Source organism: Luteimonas sp. A537, from assembly GCF_054052065.1.
In genome coordinates, this window is the sequence record NZ_JBSVRH010000002.1 from 359,975 (window position 1) to 380,771 (window position 20,797).

Consider the following 20,797-nt stretch of genomic DNA (forward strand, 5'->3'; position numbering starts at 1 on the left):
TACGAAGACTGCGGCGCTCCCCCGACGCCTGCGGCAAGCATAGCCCTCCAACCCCGGCCCTGGCAGCCCGACCGGGCCCCGACCGCGGTCTGATCGAGGTCCGTCGCAGCGCACGACCACCCACGGGTTTACCTCAGGTCAGGGTCGCCCCCAATGGCCGGCGCCCCTCCACGGCGCCAAAAATGAGGCACCGTCCACGGATCGCGAGACCGCGCATGCCCATCTCCCCTGCTTCCGGCTTCATGAGCCCCGCTGTCCGCTATACCTTCGAGATCGCCTCCGGCGGTGCCAGCCGCACCGGCGCATGCTCCAGCAACGATCCCCAGGTCCAGGAAGCGCTCGACCGCACGATCGCCGTGAGCAGCGGCGGCCCGGAGCCGGACAAGGCCGTCGCTTACCAGATCAGCCAGACGATGAACGATCCTTCGCTCACGCAGGAGCAGAAGGACGAGTACATCGCCGCTCTGATCGGCATGGCGAACGGGGCCGACGGCTGCGAGACCATTTCGGGCGACCAGGCGGGATCGATCAACAGCGCCTTCAACCAGATCGGCACTGCCAATAACGGCGACAACGGACTGCGCCAGCAGGTGACGGACTCCATCGCCCGCGGCGTCGCCGATGGGCGCCTTGGCAGCGACGAAATCTACGGTCTGGTGAGGGAACCCGGCGCCGCCGGTGCGCGTGAACTGCTGACCGGGATCGGCGACGGCGACCTTCTTTCAGACGTCTCCCAGCGCCTGGTCGGTGATGCGCGCGGCGAAGGCTACGACATCAACAAGTACGAAAGGGGCCCGGCACTGCTGACCGCGGCGGCCGACATCGCGAACATGGCGGCTGCGCAGGGTAACAGCCACGCCGCCGACGCCGTGCTCGCCGAGATCGACCGGGTCATGGCGGCGGGCCCCGTGGCCGGCGACATGACCCTGGTGCAGGCGATGATGGCCACCAGCCTGGACGGCCAGACCAACCTGTCCGGGCGCGACGGCTTCAGCGCCCTGGCCGCCCTGCTCAACTCCAGCAGCAGCAACGCCGGCAACCAGGAAGCCCAGGATCGCCTGTTCGCCGCGCTAGTGCGCTCGGGCGACGACGCCTATGTCGGCGGGATCGACCAGCACGGCGAGCGTGCCCCGGCACTGAACGAAATTGGCGAGTATTTCGAGGACAACTTCTCCCGCCTGGCGGAAACCGACTGGCGCAAGGACAACACCGGCGACTTCCACCATGGCCTGGTCAAGGACTTCATGCGCCACGTGCTGCTTGACTCCGAATATGGTCGCGTTGACCAGACCAACGAGGTGATGGCGGAGGAGATGCACGAGTTGGCGGTGGAGATCGGCAATACCGACTCATCCTCGGAAGCGCGCGAAAACGCCGCCAGCACGCTGGGCACGATCATGGGATCGCTGCAGTGGGCCACCGCCGACTTCATCGCCAACGCCCAGGGCAGCGCCGCTGCCAAGATCGAGTTCATCCGCTTCTTCACCGACAAGCTCACCGACAAGCTGATCAGCAGGGGCGCGGAAGGCCTGCCGGCGGGCGATGTCCGCAGCACGGGCACGCAGGCAGGGAAGAACTTCGTGGACCAGATCTGGGGTGAGATCACGGACTGGCTGTCTTCGGGCGAGATCGCGCGCGGCGACGAAGTGACCGGCGGCACGCTCGACCTCAGCCGCATCTTCCGCAACGCCATGTCCGACGGTGACGCCTCGCTGCTCAATGCCTTCGATCTGCGGGTCGAGCTGTACTACGATCCGGATTGAGCTGCGCGCACGCGCCGGACCACGGTTTGAGCGATGATGGCAGCTCCCCGCCCGAGCTGCCGTCCGCGCCGTGCCCCCTTCCAATCCCTCACAACGCCGCGGCCTTGGCCGCAGGCCTTCGATCACCCGCGAGGACCTGATCGCCGCGGCGCTTGCGCTTCTTGGTCCCAACCGCAGCGTGTCCACCCTGGGCCTGCGCGAGGTCACCCGCGAGGCTGGGATCGCACCCAACAGTTTCTATCGCCACTTCCGCGACATCGACGAGCTGGCGGTCACCCTCATCGATCGCGCCGGCAGTTCGCTGCGCACGATCATCGGCCAGGCACGCCACCGCGCAAGCACCGGGCGCGGTGTCGTTCGCAGCTCCGTGGAAGCGTTCTTCGACCGGCTGCGCGCCGACGACAAGTTCCTGAACCTCCTGTTGCGCGAAGGCCTGGCCGGGTCGGACGCCTACAAGCAGGCGGTGGACGCGCAGCTCCGTTTCTTCGAAGAAGAGCTGCACGCGGATCTCATCCGGCTTGCCAAAACCACCGGTATCCCGCTGCACGCACCGGAGCTGGTGGCGCGCGCGATCACCCGCCTGGTGTTCGCGGTCGGTGCCAGCGCGATGGATCTCCCGCCCGAACGCGATGCGGAACAGATCGACGAGTTGACGTCGATGGTCAAGATGATCGTCATCGGTGCGCGCGGGATGCACGCCAGCGCCAGCGCCAGCACCGGCGCTTCCGCGACTATCGGTTGATCCCCCGACGCAACAGCGCCGGACCCTCGTCCGGCGCTGTCGTCCCGCCGCGATATCCCGGCGCAATCGCGGCCGGGAGTGCCGCGCTGCTTACTGCGCGCTGCAGGTCGGCGCGTACGTCCAGCTCGACCAGTCATTGCAGCGGCCGGAACTGACCGAATAGGCCTGCCCCCGCACCGCCCTGATCTGGACCGATGAATCGTCATGGCAGTTGTGGCGCCCGCCCATCGCGACTGCCCAATACCCCGTGGAACACGTGTGCCCGCCAGCATCGGATCGACGCGAGGGCACGCGGTAGTACGTCAGGCGCGGCCCGGTGAACGTGCATTTGTGGGTCATGGGGCTGGACGCTGCGCAGGTGCCGTGGTTGCAGTAGCTGGTCCAGCCCTGGTGGGTCTTCACGCTGGACGTCGCGCTGTTGTAGCGCCACTTGCCCACCCGGGTGCCCGAATGCTCGGCGATGACGACGAAGGGCTTGCGCCACACCTGGATGTAGGTCTGGTAGCGGCCGCCGGCCGCGCGCGCGACATCCCTGTCTGTCGCCTCGTCACGCACCGGCAGCAGATGCGTGGCCAGCCCCTGCGCCAGGCGCTGCATCGAGGCCTGTTCGTCGTCCTCGCTGAGCGCCGTGCCTTCGCTCATGGCGCCGTAGGCCAGCGCATTCAAGGCCGATGCCGCGCGGCCGAAGTCCGCGGCCAACGCATTGTGCTCGCGGCGGTTATCGAGCTCCATGGCCTTCGACCAGTCCTCGGGAATCGCGTCGCCGCCCAGCTCCGTCGCCATGACGTAGCCATCGCCCGCCGTCACCATCGAGTAGGTATCGAAGCGACCCATGCGGCCCTCGGCGTCGGGTTCGTCGGCGACGAACTGCTGCGAAGCCTGCAGCTCGATGCCGTTGCCAAGGCTTGCCACCAGCACGCCGTCCTTCTGGCGATCAAGCTTCACGTCCCTGGCCGACTGCAGGTAGAAATCGGACACCTGCGCCGCATCGGGCGCGGCGTATGTCGTGGCATCGACGGTGACGCGCAGCGGGAGGTCCGATGCACCGGCGGCCTGCCTGGCCAACGCGGCAAGCGCCGACCGCTCGGCTGACAACGAGGCATGCAGGTCGGATGTCCCCAGGGCCTCGCCCAGCCCGGACAACAGCTGCATATGGGCGGAACCCTCCTTGTCCGTGAACTCGCCCGCCTGCGGCACCCAGTGCTTCGCGTACGGCTCGCCGCCCAACGCCAGGGTGCGCGCCTCGGCGTCGATGACGCGAACGCTCAATGCGCCGGGCGCACCGGTCTTCTCGTCCAGCGACCTGCGCGCTTCGAAATACAGCTCGGTGCCGTTGACGTTGTAGACGCCAACCAGGCCCAACTCCGGATCGGCCAGGAAGAACTTGACGTTCCCCCGGGAAGACGCGGTGTCGATGCCGCCGCTGCCGACGTTGCCGGCGCCGGCGGCACCGGCCAGGGCCATGCCCGTGGCCAGCGTGATGCAGACTGCGATCCTGCCAATGCGATTCATGTGTGTTTCCCCAAGAGTGTGTTGTTGGACCACTGGAACGCGGACAACCAAGCAGCAACTCGACTTCGAGCTCCCGACACATGTCCCCGGACTGGCGTCCCACGGGGGGACTCACGGGAAGCTCATGAACGACTGTACACAAACTGCACAAGTGTGCATTTTGCACTGCAGCAGGCACGCGGCGCGGTCACCTTGCACACACCGCCGACGACGGTCTCCGAGGTTTCGCTACTCGGAGACCCGCTGCAGGCCGGCGTCCAGCCTGGCGTCGGCATCGGCGCCGCCATCCCGCGCCCACGCCTTCACCGCCCGGCCGAAGCGCGCGATCAGGACCATGTTGAAGAAGTGCATCACTCCCAGCACCAGCACGCTGATGCCCACGCGGGAGCCGACTTCGGGAATCAGGGCCACGGTGTCGACCTGCCAGTCGCCCAGCCGATAGCTGATGAAGCCCAGGTTGACCAGGTAGAAGCCGATGACCAGCAGGCGATTGGTGGAGGCGGCCAACTCCGTGTCCTGGCCGAAGCAACGGACCAGGAAGACCTCTCCGTTGGTGGACAGCGCGCGCGCCACCCAGATGGTCATTCCGATGGAGAGGGTGAGGTAGAGGCCGTAGGCAAGGTGGGTCATGACGAAGTCTCCGAGTTCAAGCATGGGTGTCGCTCCGGGTCTGGAACGACGCCAGCTTCAACCGGGCACCCGTCTCCGGGCCTCCTGAAAGATCATTCCGGAGCAGATCATCCGGAAAGAGCCGCCGGAACCACGCAGGATCAATGACTTGCCACTGTCCCGGATGATCAATCCGGAACGCCGCGCGCGCCCCCGCCCGCCAGCATCCGTTGCCGGTACGCGCCCGGCACCTCGCCCACCTGCTCCTTGAACGCCACGTAGAAGCTCGATTGCGAGTTGAAGCCCGAGGCCATGCCCACCGACAGCACCGACGCACGCGGCTCCTCCACCAGCATGCGTTGCGCGGTCTCCACCCGGTACCTGCGCACGAGCCGGGGGAAGCCCATGCCGAACTCGGTGTTGACCAGTTCCGACAGCTGGTGCGGGCTCAGGCCTAGCAGGTCGGCCACGGCAGCCAGGCTGAGCGCCTCGGCGCGGTGCACCTGGTCCTGCTCGAACACCTGCCGCAGCCGCGCGGCCATCGCCTCGCGGTCCACGCGGGCGAGCGTGGACTGGGCGTAGGCCACCGCCACCGCCTCGCGCGCCTTGGGCACCACGTCCGGCACCGCCAGCAGCAGCCAGCCGACCAGGCCGAAGCCGAGGGCGATCAGCGTCGCGTACGTGCGGGCGTAGATATCCCAGCCCAGCCCCCAGGGCGCCAGCACGCCCGCCGCCGCGACCACCACCGCCATCACCGCGAACAGCCCCAGCACCTTCAGCTCCAGCGCGAACCAGCGCCGCAGCGCGCGCAGGCGGTAGACGAGCGAGGACAGGTGCAGCGCGGCGGCGGCGCCCATCAGCAGCGCCGCCGGGATGGCCCAGGCAAGCGGCACCACGAGCGCGACCGCCAACACCAGCACCGGCTGTGCCCATTCGATGCGATGCCAGGCGCCGTCAGGTCGCAGCACACCCAGCAGCAGCCAGTAGAACCCCAGCGACTGCACGAACAGGACGACCACGTAGCGGCGCGCAGGCAGCGCCATACCCGCCTGCGCGACCATGTCCACGTGTCCCCACTGGGTCAGCGCGAGTCCTGCCAACATCACGAACCCGGCCACCCTCGACTGCCAGGGCAACGGCACGTCCCGGTAGCCACTGGCGAATGCGGCGGCGAGCAGCAGCGCCATGCCGAGCGAGAAGCCCACCATCATCTGCAGCATCGCAGTCCTGCCAGGACGGTCTGCACAAGGGATTGCTTCATTGTGCCGGTCCTTGAAGTCGGTCGCGGGAAGCGCCGGTGGGCGTCGCGACAGCCTAGCGGACCGTCATGCTTATGCCAGCACGCGATGATTCTCCAGCGTCACGACCCGATCGGGGCGACCGCCGCGCTGGATCAGTGCGGCCGTGCTGTCGCCCTTGACCACGACGCCGCGGGGGAACGCATAGCTGTCAAATGCAGCTGCGGGCGGCGACAGCATTGCAAGGGCGAACAACGCCATGAAGATCGGGATGCGCAAGGACATCAGTGCTTCCTTTTCGGAACGGAGCAGCCTGCAGCATGACGGTCTCATCGCGCGAGACGCCGGCTGGACGACCCCTTCCGTTTCCGGTTTCAGAACATCGACAGTCCTGTCATACGCGTGAAGCGATGCAGCGCATAGCGCCCAAGCAGTGAATTGCCCTTCTCGTCCAGACCAGGCGACCACACGCACAGGCCCATCACGCGTGGCACCACGGCGACGATGCCGCCGCCGACCCCACTCTTCGCGGGCAGGCCGACATAGAAGGCGAAATCCCCGGCGGCGTCGTACGTGCCCGCCGTCATCATCACCGAGTTGATGCGCGTGGCGCCTTCGGACGTGGTCACCTGCTCGCCCGACGCCCCGCAGCGGCCGCCATCGACCAGGAACTGCACGCTGCGCGCCAGGTCCACGCAGTCCATGCACAGCGAACACTGCAGGTAGTAGAAATCCAGCACGTCCTGCACGCTGTTGTGCAGGTTGTCGTAGCTGCGGATGAAGTTGGCCATCGCCACGTTGCGGTAGCCGCTCTCGCGCTCCGACTTCGCGACCACCTCGTCCGTACCGACTTGCGGATTGCCCGAGCGCGCCCGCATGAATTCCAGCAGCGTGCGCTCCGCATCCTTGAAGCTCGACAGGACCACGTCCGCGGTCACCAGGGCGCCGGCGTTCATGAACGGATTGCGCGGGATGCCCTTTTCGAGTTCCAGCTGGATCAGCGAGTTGTAGGGATCACCGGAGGGCTCACGGTCCACCCGTGTCCACAGCTCGTCGCCGATCGCTTCCAGCGCCAGCGTCAGCGTGTACACCTTGGAAATGCTCTGGATCGAGAAGCGCTCGCGGGCATCGCCCACCTCGTGGACCTGGCCATCGAGCATCGCCAGCGCCATGCCGAAGCGGTCCTTCGGCACGTCGGCCAGCGGCGCGATGTAGTCCGCCACCTCACCCTCGCCAAAGCGTTTCCGCACCTCCTCGTTGATGGTGCCGAGGATGTCGTCCAGGTCGAGGCGACCGAGCTCGTCGGGATTCGGTGGAAGCTTGCGCATACGGTGTCCGGTGGGTGCGGATCAACTAATGTACGGCAACGCGCCAGGCCGCATGCCGCGTGGACACGCGTGACCCAAGTCCGCGGAATACCACTGCCCTGCCGTCGGCATCCCATTCGAAGGGCGCTTCGTCACAGGGACTGCGCAATGACGCGTCGCGCACGGCGGCCGCCATGTCGTCGCGCTGGATGCCGGCGCCGCGCAGGTTCGCGGCCAGCAGCACGGCGCGCCGTTCGCCTTCGAGATCTGATGTCCGCGCGATGTAGTTCGCATAGGTCGGCGGCGCCACGGAGGCCAGGACGACACCGACCAGGTTGTATGGCCGCAACCACTGCATCCCGCCCTCCTCCGGCTCGGGCAGGCGCTCGAGGGCCTGGCCGACTTCCGGGTACGGTAGCTCGGACATCGCGCCCAGGTGCACCATGCGCGCGGCGAACAGGTTGAGCGTCGCCTGCTCCTGGAACAACGGGCGCTGCCGATCCGCTTCACGTGCATGCGTGCGGCGTTGGCCGGCAATGACAGCGAGTGGATGACCGCCTCGCGCCGCGTCGCCCCCGGGCTCGCCGTGCCTGTAGCGGTCAAGCCCGGCAACAGGGCGGGACCATGAAGCAGGCCCGGCGACCCGGGCCTGGTCGCGACCCTCGTGCTGGCTTCAGGGACCGCACTGCCACTGGCCGTCGAAGTCGCGACGGGCGCCGTCGGCGCGGTCATAGGTCAGCGTGGCGGGCCTGGGTGGCGACTCGCCGCCGGCCGTCGCAGGGCCCGTGGGCGTGATGCGCACGGTCTTGCCCGCGCCGCTGAAGCTCGCACCTTCGATCATGGCGTCGTAGCCACCGGGCGCGGCCACGGCCTCCACGTAGCTGCCAACCTTCACCACGCCGCGGCTCGGCGCGTCAGAAGCCACGTTGCCCTTCGCCAACAGCAGCGGCTCGCCTTCGATGAAGAAGCTGCAGCCAAGTTCACCGGCAAGCGCGGCCTCTTCGATCTCCGCAGCCGAAAGCGGGGTCAGCACGATGTCGGAGCCATCGCCCCCGACCGTCGCGTCGCCAGGCAGGGGCGTCGGCTGGCTGGCCGTGGTGTCGGCTCCGGAACAGCCGGCCATGAGCACTGCGAACACCGCGGCAAGCAGGGCACTGCGCGACGCCTTGCCCACGCCGATCAATCGCTGCACGTCTGACATCGGGCGTTCCGCTTCAGTACCTGGGGCATGGGAAGCTATCGCGCCATTCATTCCGGGAACGTGACGGCAGCTGTGCCGTCCACGATGTGTCAGAGCGGTATGATGCCCACCGGCGCGGGACGCCATCATCGTCAGGGGACTTCCATGTTGAGATCGATCGTATGGCTGGGGCTGGCCGGTGTCATCGTGGTCGGAACCTCGATGGGACGCGCGAAGACCGAGGCGCCGCCGCCCGCGACGCAGCCGGCGACGCAGCAGGCAACGCTTCCGCAAACGCTCCGGAGGCGTCCGCCGGTGACGCCTGTCATCCGCATCGACGGGGACGTGGTTGGCGTGGCGGCCGGAGAGAGCGGAACGCTGACAGTGCATGTCGACGGACAGGTCGTAGGACAGGTCGCGGCGACAGCCGACGGCTTTGTCGTCGACGTGCCGGCATCGCCGTCGGGCATGGTCACGCTCGAATATGCCCAGCCTGGCATCCACTTCATCTCGCCGCTGGGCTCGTACGCCCGGCTGGTCCGCATGGCAGGCGCCGATGGCAGGCTCACGCGGGACGAGTGCGAATGCACGCGCATCTCCGCGTTCAGCACCGCCCTGCAGCACGCCGCCGACATCGTGCTCGGCCATCCGCCGCGCAATGATGCGGAGTTCCGCAGGGCGGCGCGCCAGGTCGGGAATGACCTGACCAATGCGACGACCGCCCTGGCCCGCCTGGCCGCGGACCCCTCGCAGCTTCCGCCCACCCACGGCACCGGACTCGCCCTCCTGCGCGACCGGCCCGCCTTCGTGGAGTTTCTGTACGGCACGCACTTCATGCTGATCGATGACCCGGCGACCGCGCTGGAGTCGCTGCCGACCGCGGCGGTGAGCGGCCCCGACCTGCCCGAGCGCTTCGCGCTGCTGGGGCCGGCGCTGGACGTCGGCAGGCCGACAGCAACCACCGCCGTCGTGCTCGAGCGCGAAGGCAACGCGTTCCGGATGCACGCCGCCTCGGGCAGTTTTGGCGTCTCGCACGTGGGCACCGTGGACGACAATGCCCTGGTGATGGTGCCTGACGGCGAGATCGCCCTGGTCAACCCGAATTACATATGCCCCACCACGGGTGAAAGGACTGATCGACACTGGAAAGCAACCAGGGATGTCCTGCAGCGCCAGTGGGCGAGCGAAGGCCTGGAGATCTGGCGCCGGGTCGGCGAGAGCGAGGTCAGCTTCCCCGATTGTCCCGACATGCCGGGCTACGTCGAACGCTGGGCAAGCTTCATGCCGGCCTTCGACCTGGCCGACACCGGCGTCCTGACCAACGCACGCCGCTTCCTTGGCGACCGGGCCCTGCCCATGTTCTGCAGCACCGCGGGCGAGCACAACGGTGTTCCGCTGGGCGACTGCGGCTATGCCGTGCACCGCTTCTCGCGCGATGGCAGCGGCGAGGTCGTCGAACTGGGCAACAAGGTCGACTTCCACCTGCAGCCCGTCCAGGCCCACGGGCGGATGCCGTTCTCGTGGACGATGGGGACCGATGGCGCCATGCACGTCCAGGCCGGTGACGAACGCACGCGCTACTGGGTGCTCGATGGCGGTGACCGCACGGCGCTGGGCGTGGTCCATGTCGCCGATGCCGAACGCGAGACCGGCCACGCGAGCCTTGCCGGCTACAGCCCGATGATCCGCGTTGGCGTGACGGACAGCTACAACGCGGCCAACGTGCCAGGCGCATGGGGCTATGCCTCCTACGATCGCCTCACCACGCCGCATATCGACAGCGAGGCGAGCGAGGTGCGCATCCTGCGCGATGCTTCGGGCAGCTCCGTGCAATGGGAGGCCGGCTACACCGGATCGCTTGAGCGCTGGACGACCGCGGGGGGCCGCCTGTATTCCACCCGGTACTCCAGCTCGAACTGCCAGGCGCCGTCCGACGAGTGCCAACCGCAGATGGTGCGCTACTTCCGGCCGCTCGCGCGGGTCGGCGACCGCATCCATGGCATCGAAGAGATGTACTACTACGGCGGTACCGATAGCTCCGGCAACGCACTCCCTCCCACCGTCGTGTCGCGGCCGCAGTTCCACGAGCGCAGGGAGATGCCGGAAGACATGCCGGGCGACGGCGTGGTGACTCCGCGACCCGCGGCCGACAGGCGCGCGGTTCTGGCGAGGTAGCTGTGACCGCGGCTCGAACGGCGCGGCGCGAGCCCATGCGCTGGCCGTTTTCGGACCTGGAGTTGCCTACTGACAGTGGAGGACGTCGCCGGCGGCGGCGTCGATGGCAGGTTGCGGTTCACAGCCCGAACAGGCGGGCCGCGTTGCCGTGACGAACCTGCTCCTTCTCCGCGCTGGTCAGATCCAGCCGCTCCAGCGCATCCACCGCCGCGCCCAGGCCCATCTGCGGATAGTCGGAGCCCAGCAGCACGTGGTCGATGCCCACGTTGCGCAGGGTCCAGACGAACTCGTCCTCGATCGGCGAGCCCGGCGCCAGCAGCACCGGCCCGGAGATGTCGAAATACAGGTTGTCCATCGCGAACCCGTCGGCGGTCCGCGCCAGCGCCACGATGTTCCAGTAGCGGAAGTTCATCCCGCCGATGTGGGCGAGGATGAACTTCGTGCCCGGGACCCGCAGCACCAGGTTGAACAGCTTTTCGCTGTCGCCGGGCAGGATGTTGGCGTTGTCCGTCAGCACGACCATGTCCAGCTCCCCGGCCCGCCGCACCAACGTCTCAACCCTGGGATCGGAGACGTCGAAGTCCTGCGTGTGCGCGTGCAGCTTCAGCACCCGTACGCCTGCGGCGGCGACGCGCTCCAGCTCGGCGATCGCCGCGGCTTCGTCGTAGGGATGGACGGTGGCGATGGGCACCACCTGCGCATGCGCCTTGGCCAGTGCGATGACGCTGTCGTTGCCGGCGCGGATCGCATCCAGATCGCCCTGGCGGGCCTGGTGGGGTCCGCCGAACCACATCGCACCGAGGCCGGCCAGCTCCACTCCGGACGCCTCGACGCCCGCCAGGTATTCTTGGAGCGACGCTTGGCCATTGCGAAGGTGCACGTGTACGTCGAAGACGGGGCCTGACGCGGCCGCGCCACCAGTCAGCAGTATCAGCAAGAACAGCAGCACTCTTGGCATGGGTTTCTCCGGGATGGTCACGGGACGATACCGCAGGGCCGGCGCCCCTGATTTCACTGATTCGCGCCAAGACCTACAGCGAATTGCCCACAGGTAGCCGCTTCCCAGCGTCTGCAATCAGTGGGCCGGCATATCGACTCAAGCCTCGCCGGGTTGGCTGGCGAAGCAGAAGCAGCGATCAGGCGACCGCGCCGCGCCGCGAGACCCAGGCATGGATCAGCCCGGCCTGGAAGAACTGGACCGGCGTGTCGAAGCCGCCGGAAGCGATGATGGATGCCACCTCCGCCGGCGGCAGGACCGCCACGTCCCGGGTGTAGGCGACGCGGACGCGTTCGATGGCCTCTGCCGGCACCTCCGCCGCGGACATCATCCGCAGCCAGGCCGGCAGCAGCACCCCGTAAGCGGGCGAAGCCACGTCGGAGGCGAGGTCCGAACTCGCCAGCAGGCCGCCGGTGCGCAGGCGGGCGGCGATGTCGGCGAAGAAGCGCACGCGCTGCACGCGGTCGACAAGGAACTGCGACACCAGGAAACAGGTGGCGGCGTCGTAGTCCGCCCCGGCCGGCAGCGAGTCGACGAAGCCTTCGTGGAAGTGGCAGCGATCGGCAAACCCTTCCTCCGCGGCGCGCGCACGGCAGGCCTCGAGCATCCGACCCGATGGCTCCAGCGCGGTAAAGGTCCACTTCGGGAACGCCCGCGCCAGGTGCGCCATTTCCACGCCCGTGCCCACGCCCACGCACAGCACCCGTGCATCGGCAGGCAGCCCGGCGAGCATGGGATCGAGCAGGAAGTAGAGGCAGTCGCGGATGGCGGCGGTGCGCGACCACTGCTGGTCGTAGCCCGGCGCCTGCTGGTCGAACAGTTCGACGATCTGGGTAGCATCCATGCAGGCGATGTTAACCGCCCGCAGGCTACAGCCGGAACCGACCGGGGGGCGGGCTGGGCTATTCTCCAGTCGGGGAACGGGGTGTCGGCGGTGTTCGAGATCTCGCGGTGAGGCCGGGTGCAGGCGCGGGGGCAAGGCGGGCCGATGCCCGCCCTCCCCGGTGACGGTCAGTCGTCCTGCGTGCAGCCCAGCGAGACCCGGGCATGCGGATAGCCGGTCGCCGGGTCGATCCATTCATCGAGGACGGTGATGTCCTGGTCGGACTGGCCCCAGCTCAGGTAGCACTTCCTGTCGGCGTCGCGCCACGCGTTGTCGACCGCCTCTTCGGCGCTGCGACCGTAAGACTCGCCGATCACCTGGATGTAGTGCCGCGCAGCCATCGCGTCCGCGCTGTAGCCGGCGGCCATCAGGACGACCGCCGCAGAAAGGGTCCACTTGTTCATCGCACTCTCCTTGCTTGGTTGGGAGCCCCACCCTAATCCAGCGCCAATGGCGCGAACCGTGCACAACGCATGAAATATCGATGACAAGCATGACCCGGATCCCGTTTCCGGCTTCCGATACCAACACACTGGATCGATGCCGGCATCTAGTTTAATAACGCTCCGGCCTCCTTACACTCCGCGTCGGGCTAGCTCGGGCAATCAATCGTCATCCGGCTCCTGCCCGAGGACCGAATACTCGGCATCGCGCACGCACTTCTGCGCCTCATCAAGGCTGTCGAAGTCGTCGACGGTCAAAACGCCCCAGCCGTTGCCTGTCACCCCGACCCACAAGTAGCGGACTTCGCCCGGCTCGGTGTTGATGGTCATGAAGCCGCCGCTGCCCGAGCTCATTCCGTCATGACGCAGGAGCACGCCCTGCTGTCCCGGCTCGAGCTCGGCATGCACGAAGCTGTTCGTCTTCAAGGTGCCGATCGGGGTGTTGTTGACAAACACCACAGTCTTCACGCCGCGCGCTACCAGCAGCGCCGACTCGCGGCACACGTACAGGCTGGTCTTGCCGGCCACGGGCTCGAAACGCTTCAGGTGATCGGAACGACTGGCGTCGCCCGGCTGGTATGTCGCACAGGCAGACAGGGCAAGCGCGGCCGTCGTCACGGTGGCAATAGCAAGATATCGCATGATTTTCCCCATTGAGAATTGAAAGAGCCCGCGTAGAGGCAGAAGCAACAAAATCAATCACGTCGCTATGGCGTGCCATGCACACGCCGCCGCCGTGGATCCACCGGCAGCTCGGGCGTGGTTTCGCCAAGTATCTCCATGGACTCGGCATTGCGCCGACGCCACTCTTGAACATCCCGCGGAGCCGGCTGATGAACAATCGCCGCTTGCGCCTCCCGCTGCTGCATCCTTTGCCTGTCCGCTCTTGGCGGAGCTGATTCCTGCGGTGCAGAACGGCTTGTGGCAGCGTGCGACGCCGGCGCCATGTTCCGAACCGCCCGCTGCAGATACATGGTCCCGAAGTAAATGAGCGCCAATGCCAGAACGAATTTGATCAGGATCGCCCCCAGCCCCGCCCATGCACTGGCGGCAACAATTGACCTTCCACGTCCCTTTCCGCCGTGCCGGACCCGATCCTCGGCGGCCGAGATCAACCGCTCGGCGGCGTAGGAACCAAATGTGGCGGGCGAAGCCCGCCATCCATCGAGCTGCCCCCGTTCCTGTCCGGGCGCGCCTCGGCCATCTCCGTAAAGCGGCCCCAACATCTCGCGCAAGTCGTCGCCGTCGATCAGCTGGACGTGACCGTGGCGGCTTGCTGCCTCGATGGCGGCCTTTGTGAATTCGCCACTGGTCACCAGGATCGCGCCAGTGGCCTGCTCGTTCACCATGATGCCGAGCAGCTGGTGGACCTCGTTGTGCGGCACCTTGTACGCGTTCCAATGCTTGCACTGGACAACAATGATGTCCGCGTCCCGGCGCAGCCGGAGGTCCACCCCACCGTCGAAGCGCGTGCGCCGCGCCCCCGTTCCGCAGTGATCGACCGCGTAGCCCTGGCCGCGGTAATAGTCCGCCAACAGCTGTTCGATCCGCTCCCATGCTTCCCCTGCCAGAGCATCCTTGCGGCGCGCTTTGACGCGCTTCAGCCCGATGTCCATGCTTCCCCCCCGGTCTTCCCTTAGCGGGAAGCAGGCAACGTGCCAATGAGAGGGCCAGCAGAGTCGGAATCTCCCGCGCGCTCCAAGTCACGCCAGTGATGTCCGGCACCGTGGTTTCCTGCTCAATAGGGTGTCGCCCTGCGCTCCCTCTGCAGCCGCGCGGCCTCGGTCCACCACGCCAGGTCATCCGCGAAGCGGGCAAAGCTCCTTTCAAGCGACTTGCCGGCCGCATCGACTGGTTGCCCTTGATCGTCCAGGGTCTTTGCAATCGGTCCGACTTCCACGGTGCTTGAGATCACCACCATGCCCATTTCCGACAAGGTGCCGTGCCAGGCGACGTTCGCGCGCGCACCGGCCAGACGCCCGGCCGAATAGCTGACCACGCCGGCGGGACGCCAGAACCACTCCTCCAGGAAATGATCGGTCAGGTTCTTCAGGCCTGGCTGCATGCCCCAGTTGTATTCGCCAGTGACGAACACGAAGCCGTCGGCGCCGCGAATCTTGCCGGCCAGCGCCTCCATCGCCTCCGGCGCCTGGCCCTTCGGATACTCCTTGTACATGCGGTCGAGCATCGGCAGACCCACCACCTTGGCGTCGATCAGCTCGGCGTCGATGCCGCGTGCCTGCAGCGTGCGCACGCAGTAGTGAGCCAGGCGGATGCCCATGCGGTCGCTGCGGTAGGAGCCGTAGAACACCAGGATGCGTTCGGACATGAGCTTGCCTTGGCGGTAGTGAAAGCGTCCCAAAGCATGCCTGATGCGCGACGCCCGGGCGCGCCTTCAGTCCAACACCCCCGCAAATGGCTCCCGGCGAAGTCGATGCTGCCGACGTCATCAGATAGCGCAGCGCCGTGGCCCGTTTGAATCACGCGAGAACACGGCAACGTTGCCGGTGAGGTGACCACGGCGTTGGTTATGCTTCATGGGAGGCGTCGCTGCCGCCACGCCCTGCCCTGAGGACTACACATGGATCGTCGCCGCTTCCTTGGCGTGAGTGGAGCTGCCGCCGCGTCGCCGATGTTCGCCGTACTCGGCACACCCGCCACGGCAAACGCCACCGCGACATTGTTCAAGCGCGTGAACTTCGCGTCCGACGGGCTTGGGCTCAGCCCCGCCGAGTACGCAGCACTGTTGGGCGAGGTCGTGGCGGAGGACGGCTTCAAACCCGACTACTACTCCCAGGGCGGCGTCATCCGTGAACTGGAGCGCAAGTTCGCCCGGCTGCTCGGCAAGGAAGACGCGATCTACCTGCCCACCGGAACGCTGGCGAACCACCTCGCGGTGCGCAAGCTCGCCGGGGACGATCGTCGCGTGCTCGTGCAGGCGGAAAGCCACCTCTACAACGACAGCGGCGACTGCGCGCAGACCCTGAGCGGGCTGAACCTCGTGCCCCTGGCCGAAGGAGGCAGCACCCTCCCCATCGAGGACGTGGAGCGCTGGCTGGCGCGCTCCGACACCGGACGGGTCGAGACCCGCGTCGGCGTCATCGCGATCGAGTCGCCGGTGCGTCGGCGCCATCACGAAATGGCCGACTTCGATGAACTCCGCCGCGTCAGCAGCCTCGCCCGCGAGCGCGGCATCCGCCTGCACCTGGACGGGGCGCGGATGTTCAACCTGCCACTCCACTCGGGCAGGAGTCTCCACGACTACAGCGCGCTGTTCGACACGGTTTACGTCTCGCTGTGGAAGCACTTCAACGCCGCCTCCGGCGCGATCCTCGCAGGGGATGCCGGCTTCATCGAGGGGCTGTACCACCAGAGGCGCATGTTCGGCGGCGCCCTGCCCCATGCCTGGCCGGCGGCCGCGGTGGCCCTGCGGTTCATCGACGGCTACCTGGAGGACTACGCCACGTCCTGGCAGATCGCTGACCGGCTGATCGCACTGCTGCAGGAGGACCGCCGGTTCTCGTTCGAAAAGCTCCCCCACGGCACCAGCCGGTTCTTCATGACAGTGACGGGGCTCGCGCCGGACCTCCTCCGCGAACGTCTCGCAACGCAGCGTGTCGTCCTGTCGCGCGGCCATCCGGACACCGGCAGGTTTGCCATGGAGGTCAATGCGTCGCTGCTGCGGGTATCAGCGGAATACCTGGCTGGGAAGTTCATCGAAGCAGCTGGTGGTCGGACAGATTGATCAGAGCGGGAATGCGCCTCACAAGGTTGAACAAGCGGTATCGTTGTTGAACGATGCCCGCATATAGTTTAATAACGCCTTGGCCTATTAAACATTGGCCCACCCTCATGCGCAGATCCGACTTCGCCCCAAAGCTGCATCCCCACCTGGTCAAGTGCGACGACCTCCCGCACTGCCACGCGCTGGTCGCCCCGCCCACCCCGCGCCGGTTGCCCGAGGGGGCCGCGGTCGGCCGGGAGCTTTCAGAAGCGATGCTGGCGCTGGAACGGCTGAAGGCCACCGTCCGCCACCTGCCCAACGTGGACATGATCACGCGCACCCTGGCCCGTCGCGAAGCGGTGCAGAGCTCGCAGATCGAAGGCACGCGCACGCAGCTGCAGGAGCTGTTCGAGTACGAGGCCACGCACTCCAGCGACGGGCTGCCCGCCGACACCACGGTGACGGAACGCTACGTACAGGCACTGGATCTCGGCCTCGGCGCCGTCCGCCGGGGCGGCGCGCGTACTACGATGCCTTGGCGGACATCCAGCTGCGCTGGGACTGGACTCCCTGGCTGAGGCTGCTCGGCCGCGCCGTGCTCGAGTCCTGCGACAGCGCGATCACGATCGCCAACGACCTCGAATTGATCCGGGCAGACTGGGCGGGCCGACTCAGCGGACTGCGAGCCGATGCCACCGCGCACCAGCTGCCGACGTACCTGCTGGGCCACCCGGTCGTCACCGTCAACAAGGTGGCCGATGCGCACGGCATCTCGTTCGTGGCCGCCAGCCGCGCCATCAACCAGCTGGTGGAGCGGAAGATCCTGAGGGAACCGACACAGCGCAGGAACCGGGTGTTCCATGCGGCGGAGGTGCTTGCGCGGTTGGAGCGCGAGTAGGCCCTCAATCCGCCACACCTCCAAACGGCTTCGGCCCATCGATATCCACCCCCAGCACCCGCGCCATGCCCTCCTCGCTGCGGTCGGTCGCGAACTCCACCCACAGCGGCAGGTGGTCGCTGATGCGCGGTGAGACCTGGCTTCTCCTGCGCGGTGAAGCGGGCGATGCGCCGCAGCTCGGGCAGGCGGTCGGCGGGGACGTCGGTGAGCAGCACCGCCCAGTGCGGCCCGAGGAAGTGCGTCATCAGATGGTGCAGCGCGGTGGTGTCGCGCAGCACCTCCTGCAGCGCGATCACGTCGAAGCAGCGGACCACCTCGGCGATGAGGGCCAGCGCCCGCAAGTTGCGCTTGGGGCTGTCGGGGTTCTCCGACCAGTCGGGATGGAAGCCGCCGAACTTCTGGATGTTCCAGGTGCCGACGATGACGTTGGCATCGGTGCGGCGCGGGGGCAGCAGCGCTCGGCTTGGACAACGTGCCGGCGGATGGAAAGTGGCCGCGCGCTACGGACAGGCGGACAGTGCCGCCAGCGGACGCCCCATCGAAGGGCGGTATCCTTCCCGCAGGATCAGGGGAGTGGACGATGTCGATGAAGGACAGCAATCGCCTCAGTGGCGCGTACGCGGCGATAGCATGACGGATGATGACTTCAAGGCGCTGCACGAACGCGCCTACGCGGCGATGGACCGCGGAGCGCTGGTCGACGCATCGCGCGACTTCGACGCCCTGCTGCAGCTTGAGCCCAGCGACGTCCACTACCACTACATGCGCGGGCTCGCACACAAGTACATGCTGGATTGGGCGATATCGCTCAGGCACAACCTGCGTTCGATCGAACTGGCCGATGAGGCGAACCAAGCGCCGCTCTGGAACGCAGCGATCGCAGCCACAGGCCTTGGCGACTGGCCCGAGGCGCGAAAGCTCTGGGCTGCGTGCGGCATCAATGTTCCCGAGGGCGTAGGGCCCATCGAAGACGACTACGGCATCGCCGTGGTCCGGCTCAATCCATGGCACGGCGGAGAAACCGTGTTTGCCCGCCGGATCGACCCGGCGCGCGCGCGGCTGCTGAACGTGCCGCTCCAGGAGAGCGGCCACCGCTTCGGCGACATCGTATTGCACGACGGCGCGACCACCGGCCATCGTTTCGATGGACAACACCAGGTCCCCGTGTTCAATGAACTCTCTCGCCTGATCCCGTCTGATTTCCAGACATTCGTGGCGTTCGTCAACTGTGAAAGCAGTCAGGAGCTGCGCCCGCTGCTGGAAGCCACTGCTCCCGGCATCGGGTACACGGAGGACTGGACGGAAACCGTGCGCCATTACTGCATGCGCTGCAGCTACGGTGCCCCGCATCGACACGACAGAGACGACGAGAAGGACTGGCAGCCCGACCGGAACCTCGGTATCGCCTCGCAGAGCCGGAAATCGGTGGAGAAGCTGCTTGGAGACTGGGCCGCGTCGGGCCGGAACCGCTACATCCAGGGCATCGAGACTCGTGAAGTCGAGCCCCCATCGCGTGAGGACGGACATGTGTGGTGGCGCGGACCAGAAGAAGAAGATGAAGAAGAAGCTACGGACGCCTAAACACGGGGCAAGCCTCGCGTGACACACGAAGCCACCACACTGAGCGAAGCTCCAGTCTCCTAGGCACGCAATGCCTTATGAAATGCGCAGCACCGCCCGGATGCGTGCGGGAAAAGCGACAGGACAACGTGTAATCCCGCTACAACTCACAGTTCGGCGAAAGGGAGGCGTCCCAGCGGCCGGCGGCGATGCGCATCCGCGCCACCAGCACCTCGAGCGAGCCCCACGGCGGCGGCTTCGCCTCTCCCGCGTGGATCGCCCGCAGCCCAACGAACTCATGGAAGGCATGGTCGAGCTCCGACGGCCCCTCGCCCACCGCCTCCCAGTGCTCACCGCACAGCGACGGCACCCGCACCTGCTCCGCGACGAACTGGTCGCCCCACTCCAGGCAGCCGCGGATGGCGGCCTCTGCCTCATCGCTGGCCCCGGCCAGCAGCAGCCGTCCGTGCGTCTTGAAGTTGCCGGCGTCGCGGTACATGTATTCGAAGATGCTGAAACTCGCTGTCCCGATGACACCGCTCATTTCCATCCCCTTTGTCAGAACGGGCAAGCTTGGGCAGGTGCGGTCGCAGAACGTGCGACCCGGGGCTCGGCCCCGGGCCTTTTTCTATCCGCCGATCGGTGTACCCTGGCGCGGCGGCAAAAGGGGAGCGCCATGGGGTATTGGTGGATCAACCACAAGCAGACGCGCGAGCACGAAGCGCAAGGCGGCATTTGCCATGCCCAGCGCCCCCTGCGCGAAACACCTACCGATTCAAATCAGCAGTAGGACCTTCGCAGCGCCATGCAACGGCTTCAACCGCTCTTAGACCTGCCTTATGAAGTTGGCGCTCTCTACAACCGCCAACAGGAGATCCATGGCCGCCTTGGCGGGCAGATGCAGGGCGGAATCTCAACGCCTGCAAACTCACCGTTTGTCATCCTGTTCACCGGCGAGGCGGGCGCCCAACATGGGTACCGCGACCACTGGGAGGACGAATCGGGCGAGAACATTCTCCACTACTACGGCGAGGGCCAAGAGGGAGATATGCAGGATACGCGCGGCAACCGCGCGACCCGTCAGCATGTGGAGAAGAACCAAAGGCTGCTCACCTTCCAGAGCCTCGGGAAAGGACAGCCCTACCGATTCCTCGGCGAATTTCGTTGCATCCATACCTACGTGGAAGACAACGTCCCGGCGACCCGGGGTCCTCCGCGCAAAGCCATCGTTTTCAAACTGAAACCCGTAGAGGCGGATTTCAGCCCATTCCTGGACGTTGTGGCGGAGCAATCCCGAACTGGCATCGACCTCTCGGCAACCGTCTCCGTCCAGCTGAGCGCGATCAGAGTGAAGCAATCACTTTTCAAACGACGGCTTTTGGACGTTGAAAAGCGATGCCGTCTTACTGGCGTTGCAGACCTTCGCTTTCTCCGCGCGAGCCACATCAAGCCCTGGTCGAAATGCACAAGCGGGGACGAACGTGTGGATGGTGCCAATGGGCTGCTGCTAACCCCGCACGCAGATCTGCTTTTCGACCGGGGCTGGATCACCTTCGAGGACAGTGGCGCGCTTGTGCGTTCAGATCACCTTCCCAAAGAGGTGATTGAGCGCATCGGACTGGACCTGAACAAAGGTCGCCGCTGCGGCGGTTTCAGCGGCGAACAAAGGTCCTATCTCGACTATCACCGGAATGCGGTGTTTGAGAAGAACTTCAAGGAACCGCACGACGCTCTGTCGAACCTACTATCGTCGGAAGGGTACTAGT

The 20,797-nt window shown here is 66.6% G+C and carries 22 protein-coding genes; 8 read left to right on the forward strand and 14 right to left on the reverse strand.

Features of this window, described 5'->3' with window-relative positions; genetic code table 11:
* Nucleotides 1-215: 215 nt before the first annotated feature.
* Both ACW7GZ_RS05600 and fabR read left to right on the forward strand, forming a co-directional pair.
* Nucleotides 216-1,763, forward strand: coding sequence for a hypothetical protein (locus ACW7GZ_RS05600; protein WP_457008284.1), 1,548 nt, complete (start codon nucleotides 216-218; stop codon nucleotides 1,761-1,763).
* A 70-nt stretch (nucleotides 1,764-1,833) separates the two neighbouring features.
* Nucleotides 1,834-2,505 (forward strand): HTH-type transcriptional repressor FabR, encoded by a 672-nt coding sequence (gene fabR, locus ACW7GZ_RS05605; RefSeq protein ID WP_457008286.1) that lies wholly within the window; start codon nucleotides 1,834-1,836, stop codon nucleotides 2,503-2,505.
* Between the two features lie 90 nt (nucleotides 2,506-2,595).
* On the opposite strand, the gene ACW7GZ_RS05610 is transcribed toward fabR, so the two are convergent.
* From ACW7GZ_RS05610 to ACW7GZ_RS05640, 7 genes are all read right to left on the reverse strand, one after another.
* Nucleotides 2,596-4,017 (reverse strand): hypothetical protein, encoded by a 1,422-nt coding sequence (locus ACW7GZ_RS05610; protein ID WP_457008288.1) that lies wholly within the window; start codon nucleotides 4,015-4,017, stop codon nucleotides 2,596-2,598.
* 228 nt (nucleotides 4,018-4,245) lie between these two features.
* The gene (locus ACW7GZ_RS05615; protein WP_457003383.1) at nucleotides 4,246-4,671 is read right to left on the reverse strand and encodes a hypothetical protein; all 426 of its coding nucleotides are present in this window, start codon (nucleotides 4,669-4,671) and stop codon (nucleotides 4,246-4,248) included.
* 143 nt (nucleotides 4,672-4,814) lie between these two features.
* Complete coding sequence (locus ACW7GZ_RS05620; protein WP_457003381.1) at nucleotides 4,815-5,846, reverse strand: helix-turn-helix domain-containing protein; 1,032 nt, start codon at nucleotides 5,844-5,846, stop codon at nucleotides 4,815-4,817.
* A 111-nt stretch (nucleotides 5,847-5,957) separates the two neighbouring features.
* The gene (locus ACW7GZ_RS05625; protein WP_457008290.1) at nucleotides 5,958-6,149 is read right to left on the reverse strand and encodes a hypothetical protein; all 192 of its coding nucleotides are present in this window, start codon (nucleotides 6,147-6,149) and stop codon (nucleotides 5,958-5,960) included.
* Between the two features lie 89 nt (nucleotides 6,150-6,238).
* Nucleotides 6,239-7,192: a glutaminase gene (locus ACW7GZ_RS05630; RefSeq protein WP_457003377.1), complete on the reverse strand. Its 954-nt coding sequence runs from the start codon at nucleotides 7,190-7,192 to the stop codon at nucleotides 6,239-6,241.
* Between the two features lie 25 nt (nucleotides 7,193-7,217).
* The gene (locus tag ACW7GZ_RS05635; RefSeq protein ID WP_457008292.1) at nucleotides 7,218-7,658 is read right to left on the reverse strand and encodes a hypothetical protein; all 441 of its coding nucleotides are present in this window, start codon (nucleotides 7,656-7,658) and stop codon (nucleotides 7,218-7,220) included.
* 186 nt (nucleotides 7,659-7,844) lie between these two features.
* Nucleotides 7,845-8,372 carry a hypothetical protein gene (locus ACW7GZ_RS05640; protein WP_457003374.1) on the reverse strand — a complete coding sequence of 176 codons (528 nt, stop codon included), beginning with the start codon at nucleotides 8,370-8,372 and terminating at the stop codon, nucleotides 7,845-7,847.
* A gap of 144 nt (nucleotides 8,373-8,516) precedes the next feature.
* On the opposite strand from ACW7GZ_RS05640, the gene ACW7GZ_RS05645 reads away from it, so the two are divergent.
* Complete coding sequence (locus ACW7GZ_RS05645) at nucleotides 8,517-10,526, forward strand: hypothetical protein (protein ID WP_457003372.1); 2,010 nt, start codon at nucleotides 8,517-8,519, stop codon at nucleotides 10,524-10,526.
* Between the two features lie 118 nt (nucleotides 10,527-10,644).
* Here the strand turns inward: ACW7GZ_RS05645 and ACW7GZ_RS05650 are convergent, their stop codons facing one another.
* The 6 genes from ACW7GZ_RS05650 to ACW7GZ_RS05675 form a co-directional block, all read right to left on the reverse strand.
* Nucleotides 10,645-11,484 carry an amidohydrolase family protein gene (locus ACW7GZ_RS05650; RefSeq protein WP_457008293.1) on the reverse strand — a complete coding sequence of 280 codons (840 nt, stop codon included), beginning with the start codon at nucleotides 11,482-11,484 and terminating at the stop codon, nucleotides 10,645-10,647.
* A gap of 178 nt (nucleotides 11,485-11,662) precedes the next feature.
* A complete protein-coding gene (locus ACW7GZ_RS05655) occupies nucleotides 11,663-12,367 on the reverse strand; it encodes a class I SAM-dependent methyltransferase (RefSeq protein WP_457008295.1) in 705 nt (234 codons plus the stop codon).
* Between the two features lie 167 nt (nucleotides 12,368-12,534).
* Nucleotides 12,535-12,810, reverse strand: a complete 276-nt coding sequence (locus ACW7GZ_RS05660) for a hypothetical protein (protein WP_457003366.1) — start codon at nucleotides 12,808-12,810, stop codon at nucleotides 12,535-12,537.
* Between the two features lie 201 nt (nucleotides 12,811-13,011).
* The gene (locus tag ACW7GZ_RS05665) at nucleotides 13,012-13,491 is read right to left on the reverse strand and encodes a hypothetical protein (RefSeq protein WP_457008297.1); all 480 of its coding nucleotides are present in this window, start codon (nucleotides 13,489-13,491) and stop codon (nucleotides 13,012-13,014) included.
* A gap of 65 nt (nucleotides 13,492-13,556) precedes the next feature.
* A complete protein-coding gene (locus ACW7GZ_RS05670; protein WP_457008299.1) occupies nucleotides 13,557-14,465 on the reverse strand; it encodes a restriction endonuclease in 909 nt (302 codons plus the stop codon).
* Between the two features lie 122 nt (nucleotides 14,466-14,587).
* The gene (locus tag ACW7GZ_RS05675) at nucleotides 14,588-15,178 is read right to left on the reverse strand and encodes an NADPH-dependent FMN reductase (protein WP_457008301.1); all 591 of its coding nucleotides are present in this window, start codon (nucleotides 15,176-15,178) and stop codon (nucleotides 14,588-14,590) included.
* Nucleotides 15,179-15,430: 252 nt separating this feature from the next.
* On the opposite strand from ACW7GZ_RS05675, the gene ACW7GZ_RS05680 reads away from it, so the two are divergent.
* The 4 genes from ACW7GZ_RS05680 to ACW7GZ_RS05695 all read left to right on the forward strand — a co-directional run bounded on the left by ACW7GZ_RS05680 (nucleotide 15,431) and on the right by ACW7GZ_RS05695 (nucleotide 19,052).
* Nucleotides 15,431-16,594, forward strand: coding sequence for a threonine aldolase family protein (locus ACW7GZ_RS05680; protein ID WP_457008303.1), 1,164 nt, complete (start codon nucleotides 15,431-15,433; stop codon nucleotides 16,592-16,594).
* A gap of 107 nt (nucleotides 16,595-16,701) precedes the next feature.
* Nucleotides 16,702-17,151, forward strand: coding sequence for a Fic/DOC family N-terminal domain-containing protein (locus tag ACW7GZ_RS05685; RefSeq protein WP_457008305.1), 450 nt, complete (start codon nucleotides 16,702-16,704; stop codon nucleotides 17,149-17,151).
* Nucleotides 17,109-17,471 (forward strand): hypothetical protein, encoded by a 363-nt coding sequence (locus ACW7GZ_RS05690; RefSeq protein WP_457008307.1) that lies wholly within the window; start codon nucleotides 17,109-17,111, stop codon nucleotides 17,469-17,471. Before ACW7GZ_RS05685 ends, ACW7GZ_RS05690 begins: the two co-directional genes overlap by 43 nt.
* A gap of 204 nt (nucleotides 17,472-17,675) precedes the next feature.
* Nucleotides 17,676-19,052, forward strand: coding sequence for a tetratricopeptide repeat protein (locus tag ACW7GZ_RS05695; protein WP_457008309.1), 1,377 nt, complete (start codon nucleotides 17,676-17,678; stop codon nucleotides 19,050-19,052).
* A 139-nt stretch (nucleotides 19,053-19,191) separates the two neighbouring features.
* Here ACW7GZ_RS05695 and ACW7GZ_RS05700 read toward each other — a convergent pair whose 3' ends face one another.
* Nucleotides 19,192-19,575, reverse strand: a complete 384-nt coding sequence (locus ACW7GZ_RS05700; protein ID WP_457003351.1) for a hypothetical protein — start codon at nucleotides 19,573-19,575, stop codon at nucleotides 19,192-19,194.
* Nucleotides 19,576-19,836: 261 nt separating this feature from the next.
* Between ACW7GZ_RS05700 and ACW7GZ_RS05705 the strand changes: the two genes are divergently transcribed.
* The gene (locus tag ACW7GZ_RS05705) at nucleotides 19,837-20,796 is read left to right on the forward strand and encodes an HNH endonuclease (protein WP_457008311.1); all 960 of its coding nucleotides are present in this window, start codon (nucleotides 19,837-19,839) and stop codon (nucleotides 20,794-20,796) included.
* The last annotated feature ends 1 nt before the right edge of the window (nucleotide 20,797 follow it).

Bases quoted from the DNA above. Each gene is read 5' to 3' on its own strand.
- ACW7GZ_RS05630 (WP_457003377.1), bottom strand. From the start codon at position 7,192: ATGCGCAAGCTTCCACCGAATCCCGACGAGCTCGGTCGCCTCGACCTG.
- ACW7GZ_RS05665 (WP_457008297.1), bottom strand. From the start codon at position 13,491: ATGCGATATCTTGCTATTGCCACCGTGACGACGGCCGCGCTTGCCCTG.
- ACW7GZ_RS05700 (WP_457003351.1), bottom strand. From the start codon at position 19,575: ATGAGCGGTGTCATCGGGACAGCGAGTTTCAGCATCTTCGAATACATG.
- ACW7GZ_RS05610 (WP_457008288.1), bottom strand. From the start codon at position 4,017: ATGAATCGCATTGGCAGGATCGCAGTCTGCATCACGCTGGCCACGGGC.
- ACW7GZ_RS05615 (WP_457003383.1), bottom strand. From the start codon at position 4,671: ATGCTTGAACTCGGAGACTTCGTCATGACCCACCTTGCCTACGGCCTC.
- ACW7GZ_RS05680 (WP_457008303.1), top strand. From the start codon at position 15,431: ATGGATCGTCGCCGCTTCCTTGGCGTGAGTGGAGCTGCCGCCGCGTCG.
- ACW7GZ_RS05685 (WP_457008305.1), top strand. From the start codon at position 16,702: ATGCGCAGATCCGACTTCGCCCCAAAGCTGCATCCCCACCTGGTCAAG.
- ACW7GZ_RS05625 (WP_457008290.1), bottom strand. From the start codon at position 6,149: ATGTCCTTGCGCATCCCGATCTTCATGGCGTTGTTCGCCCTTGCAATG.
- ACW7GZ_RS05705 (WP_457008311.1), top strand. From the start codon at position 19,837: ATGCAACGGCTTCAACCGCTCTTAGACCTGCCTTATGAAGTTGGCGCT.
- ACW7GZ_RS05600 (WP_457008284.1), top strand. From the start codon at position 216: ATGCCCATCTCCCCTGCTTCCGGCTTCATGAGCCCCGCTGTCCGCTAT.
- ACW7GZ_RS05645 (WP_457003372.1), top strand. From the start codon at position 8,517: ATGTTGAGATCGATCGTATGGCTGGGGCTGGCCGGTGTCATCGTGGTC.
- ACW7GZ_RS05655 (WP_457008295.1), bottom strand. From the start codon at position 12,367: ATGGATGCTACCCAGATCGTCGAACTGTTCGACCAGCAGGCGCCGGGC.
- ACW7GZ_RS05670 (WP_457008299.1), bottom strand. From the start codon at position 14,465: ATGGACATCGGGCTGAAGCGCGTCAAAGCGCGCCGCAAGGATGCTCTG.
- ACW7GZ_RS05640 (WP_457003374.1), bottom strand. From the start codon at position 8,372: ATGTCAGACGTGCAGCGATTGATCGGCGTGGGCAAGGCGTCGCGCAGT.
- ACW7GZ_RS05650 (WP_457008293.1), bottom strand. From the start codon at position 11,484: ATGCCAAGAGTGCTGCTGTTCTTGCTGATACTGCTGACTGGTGGCGCG.
- ACW7GZ_RS05675 (WP_457008301.1), bottom strand. From the start codon at position 15,178: ATGTCCGAACGCATCCTGGTGTTCTACGGCTCCTACCGCAGCGACCGC.
- ACW7GZ_RS05620 (WP_457003381.1), bottom strand. From the start codon at position 5,846: ATGCTGCAGATGATGGTGGGCTTCTCGCTCGGCATGGCGCTGCTGCTC.
- ACW7GZ_RS05660 (WP_457003366.1), bottom strand. From the start codon at position 12,810: ATGAACAAGTGGACCCTTTCTGCGGCGGTCGTCCTGATGGCCGCCGGC.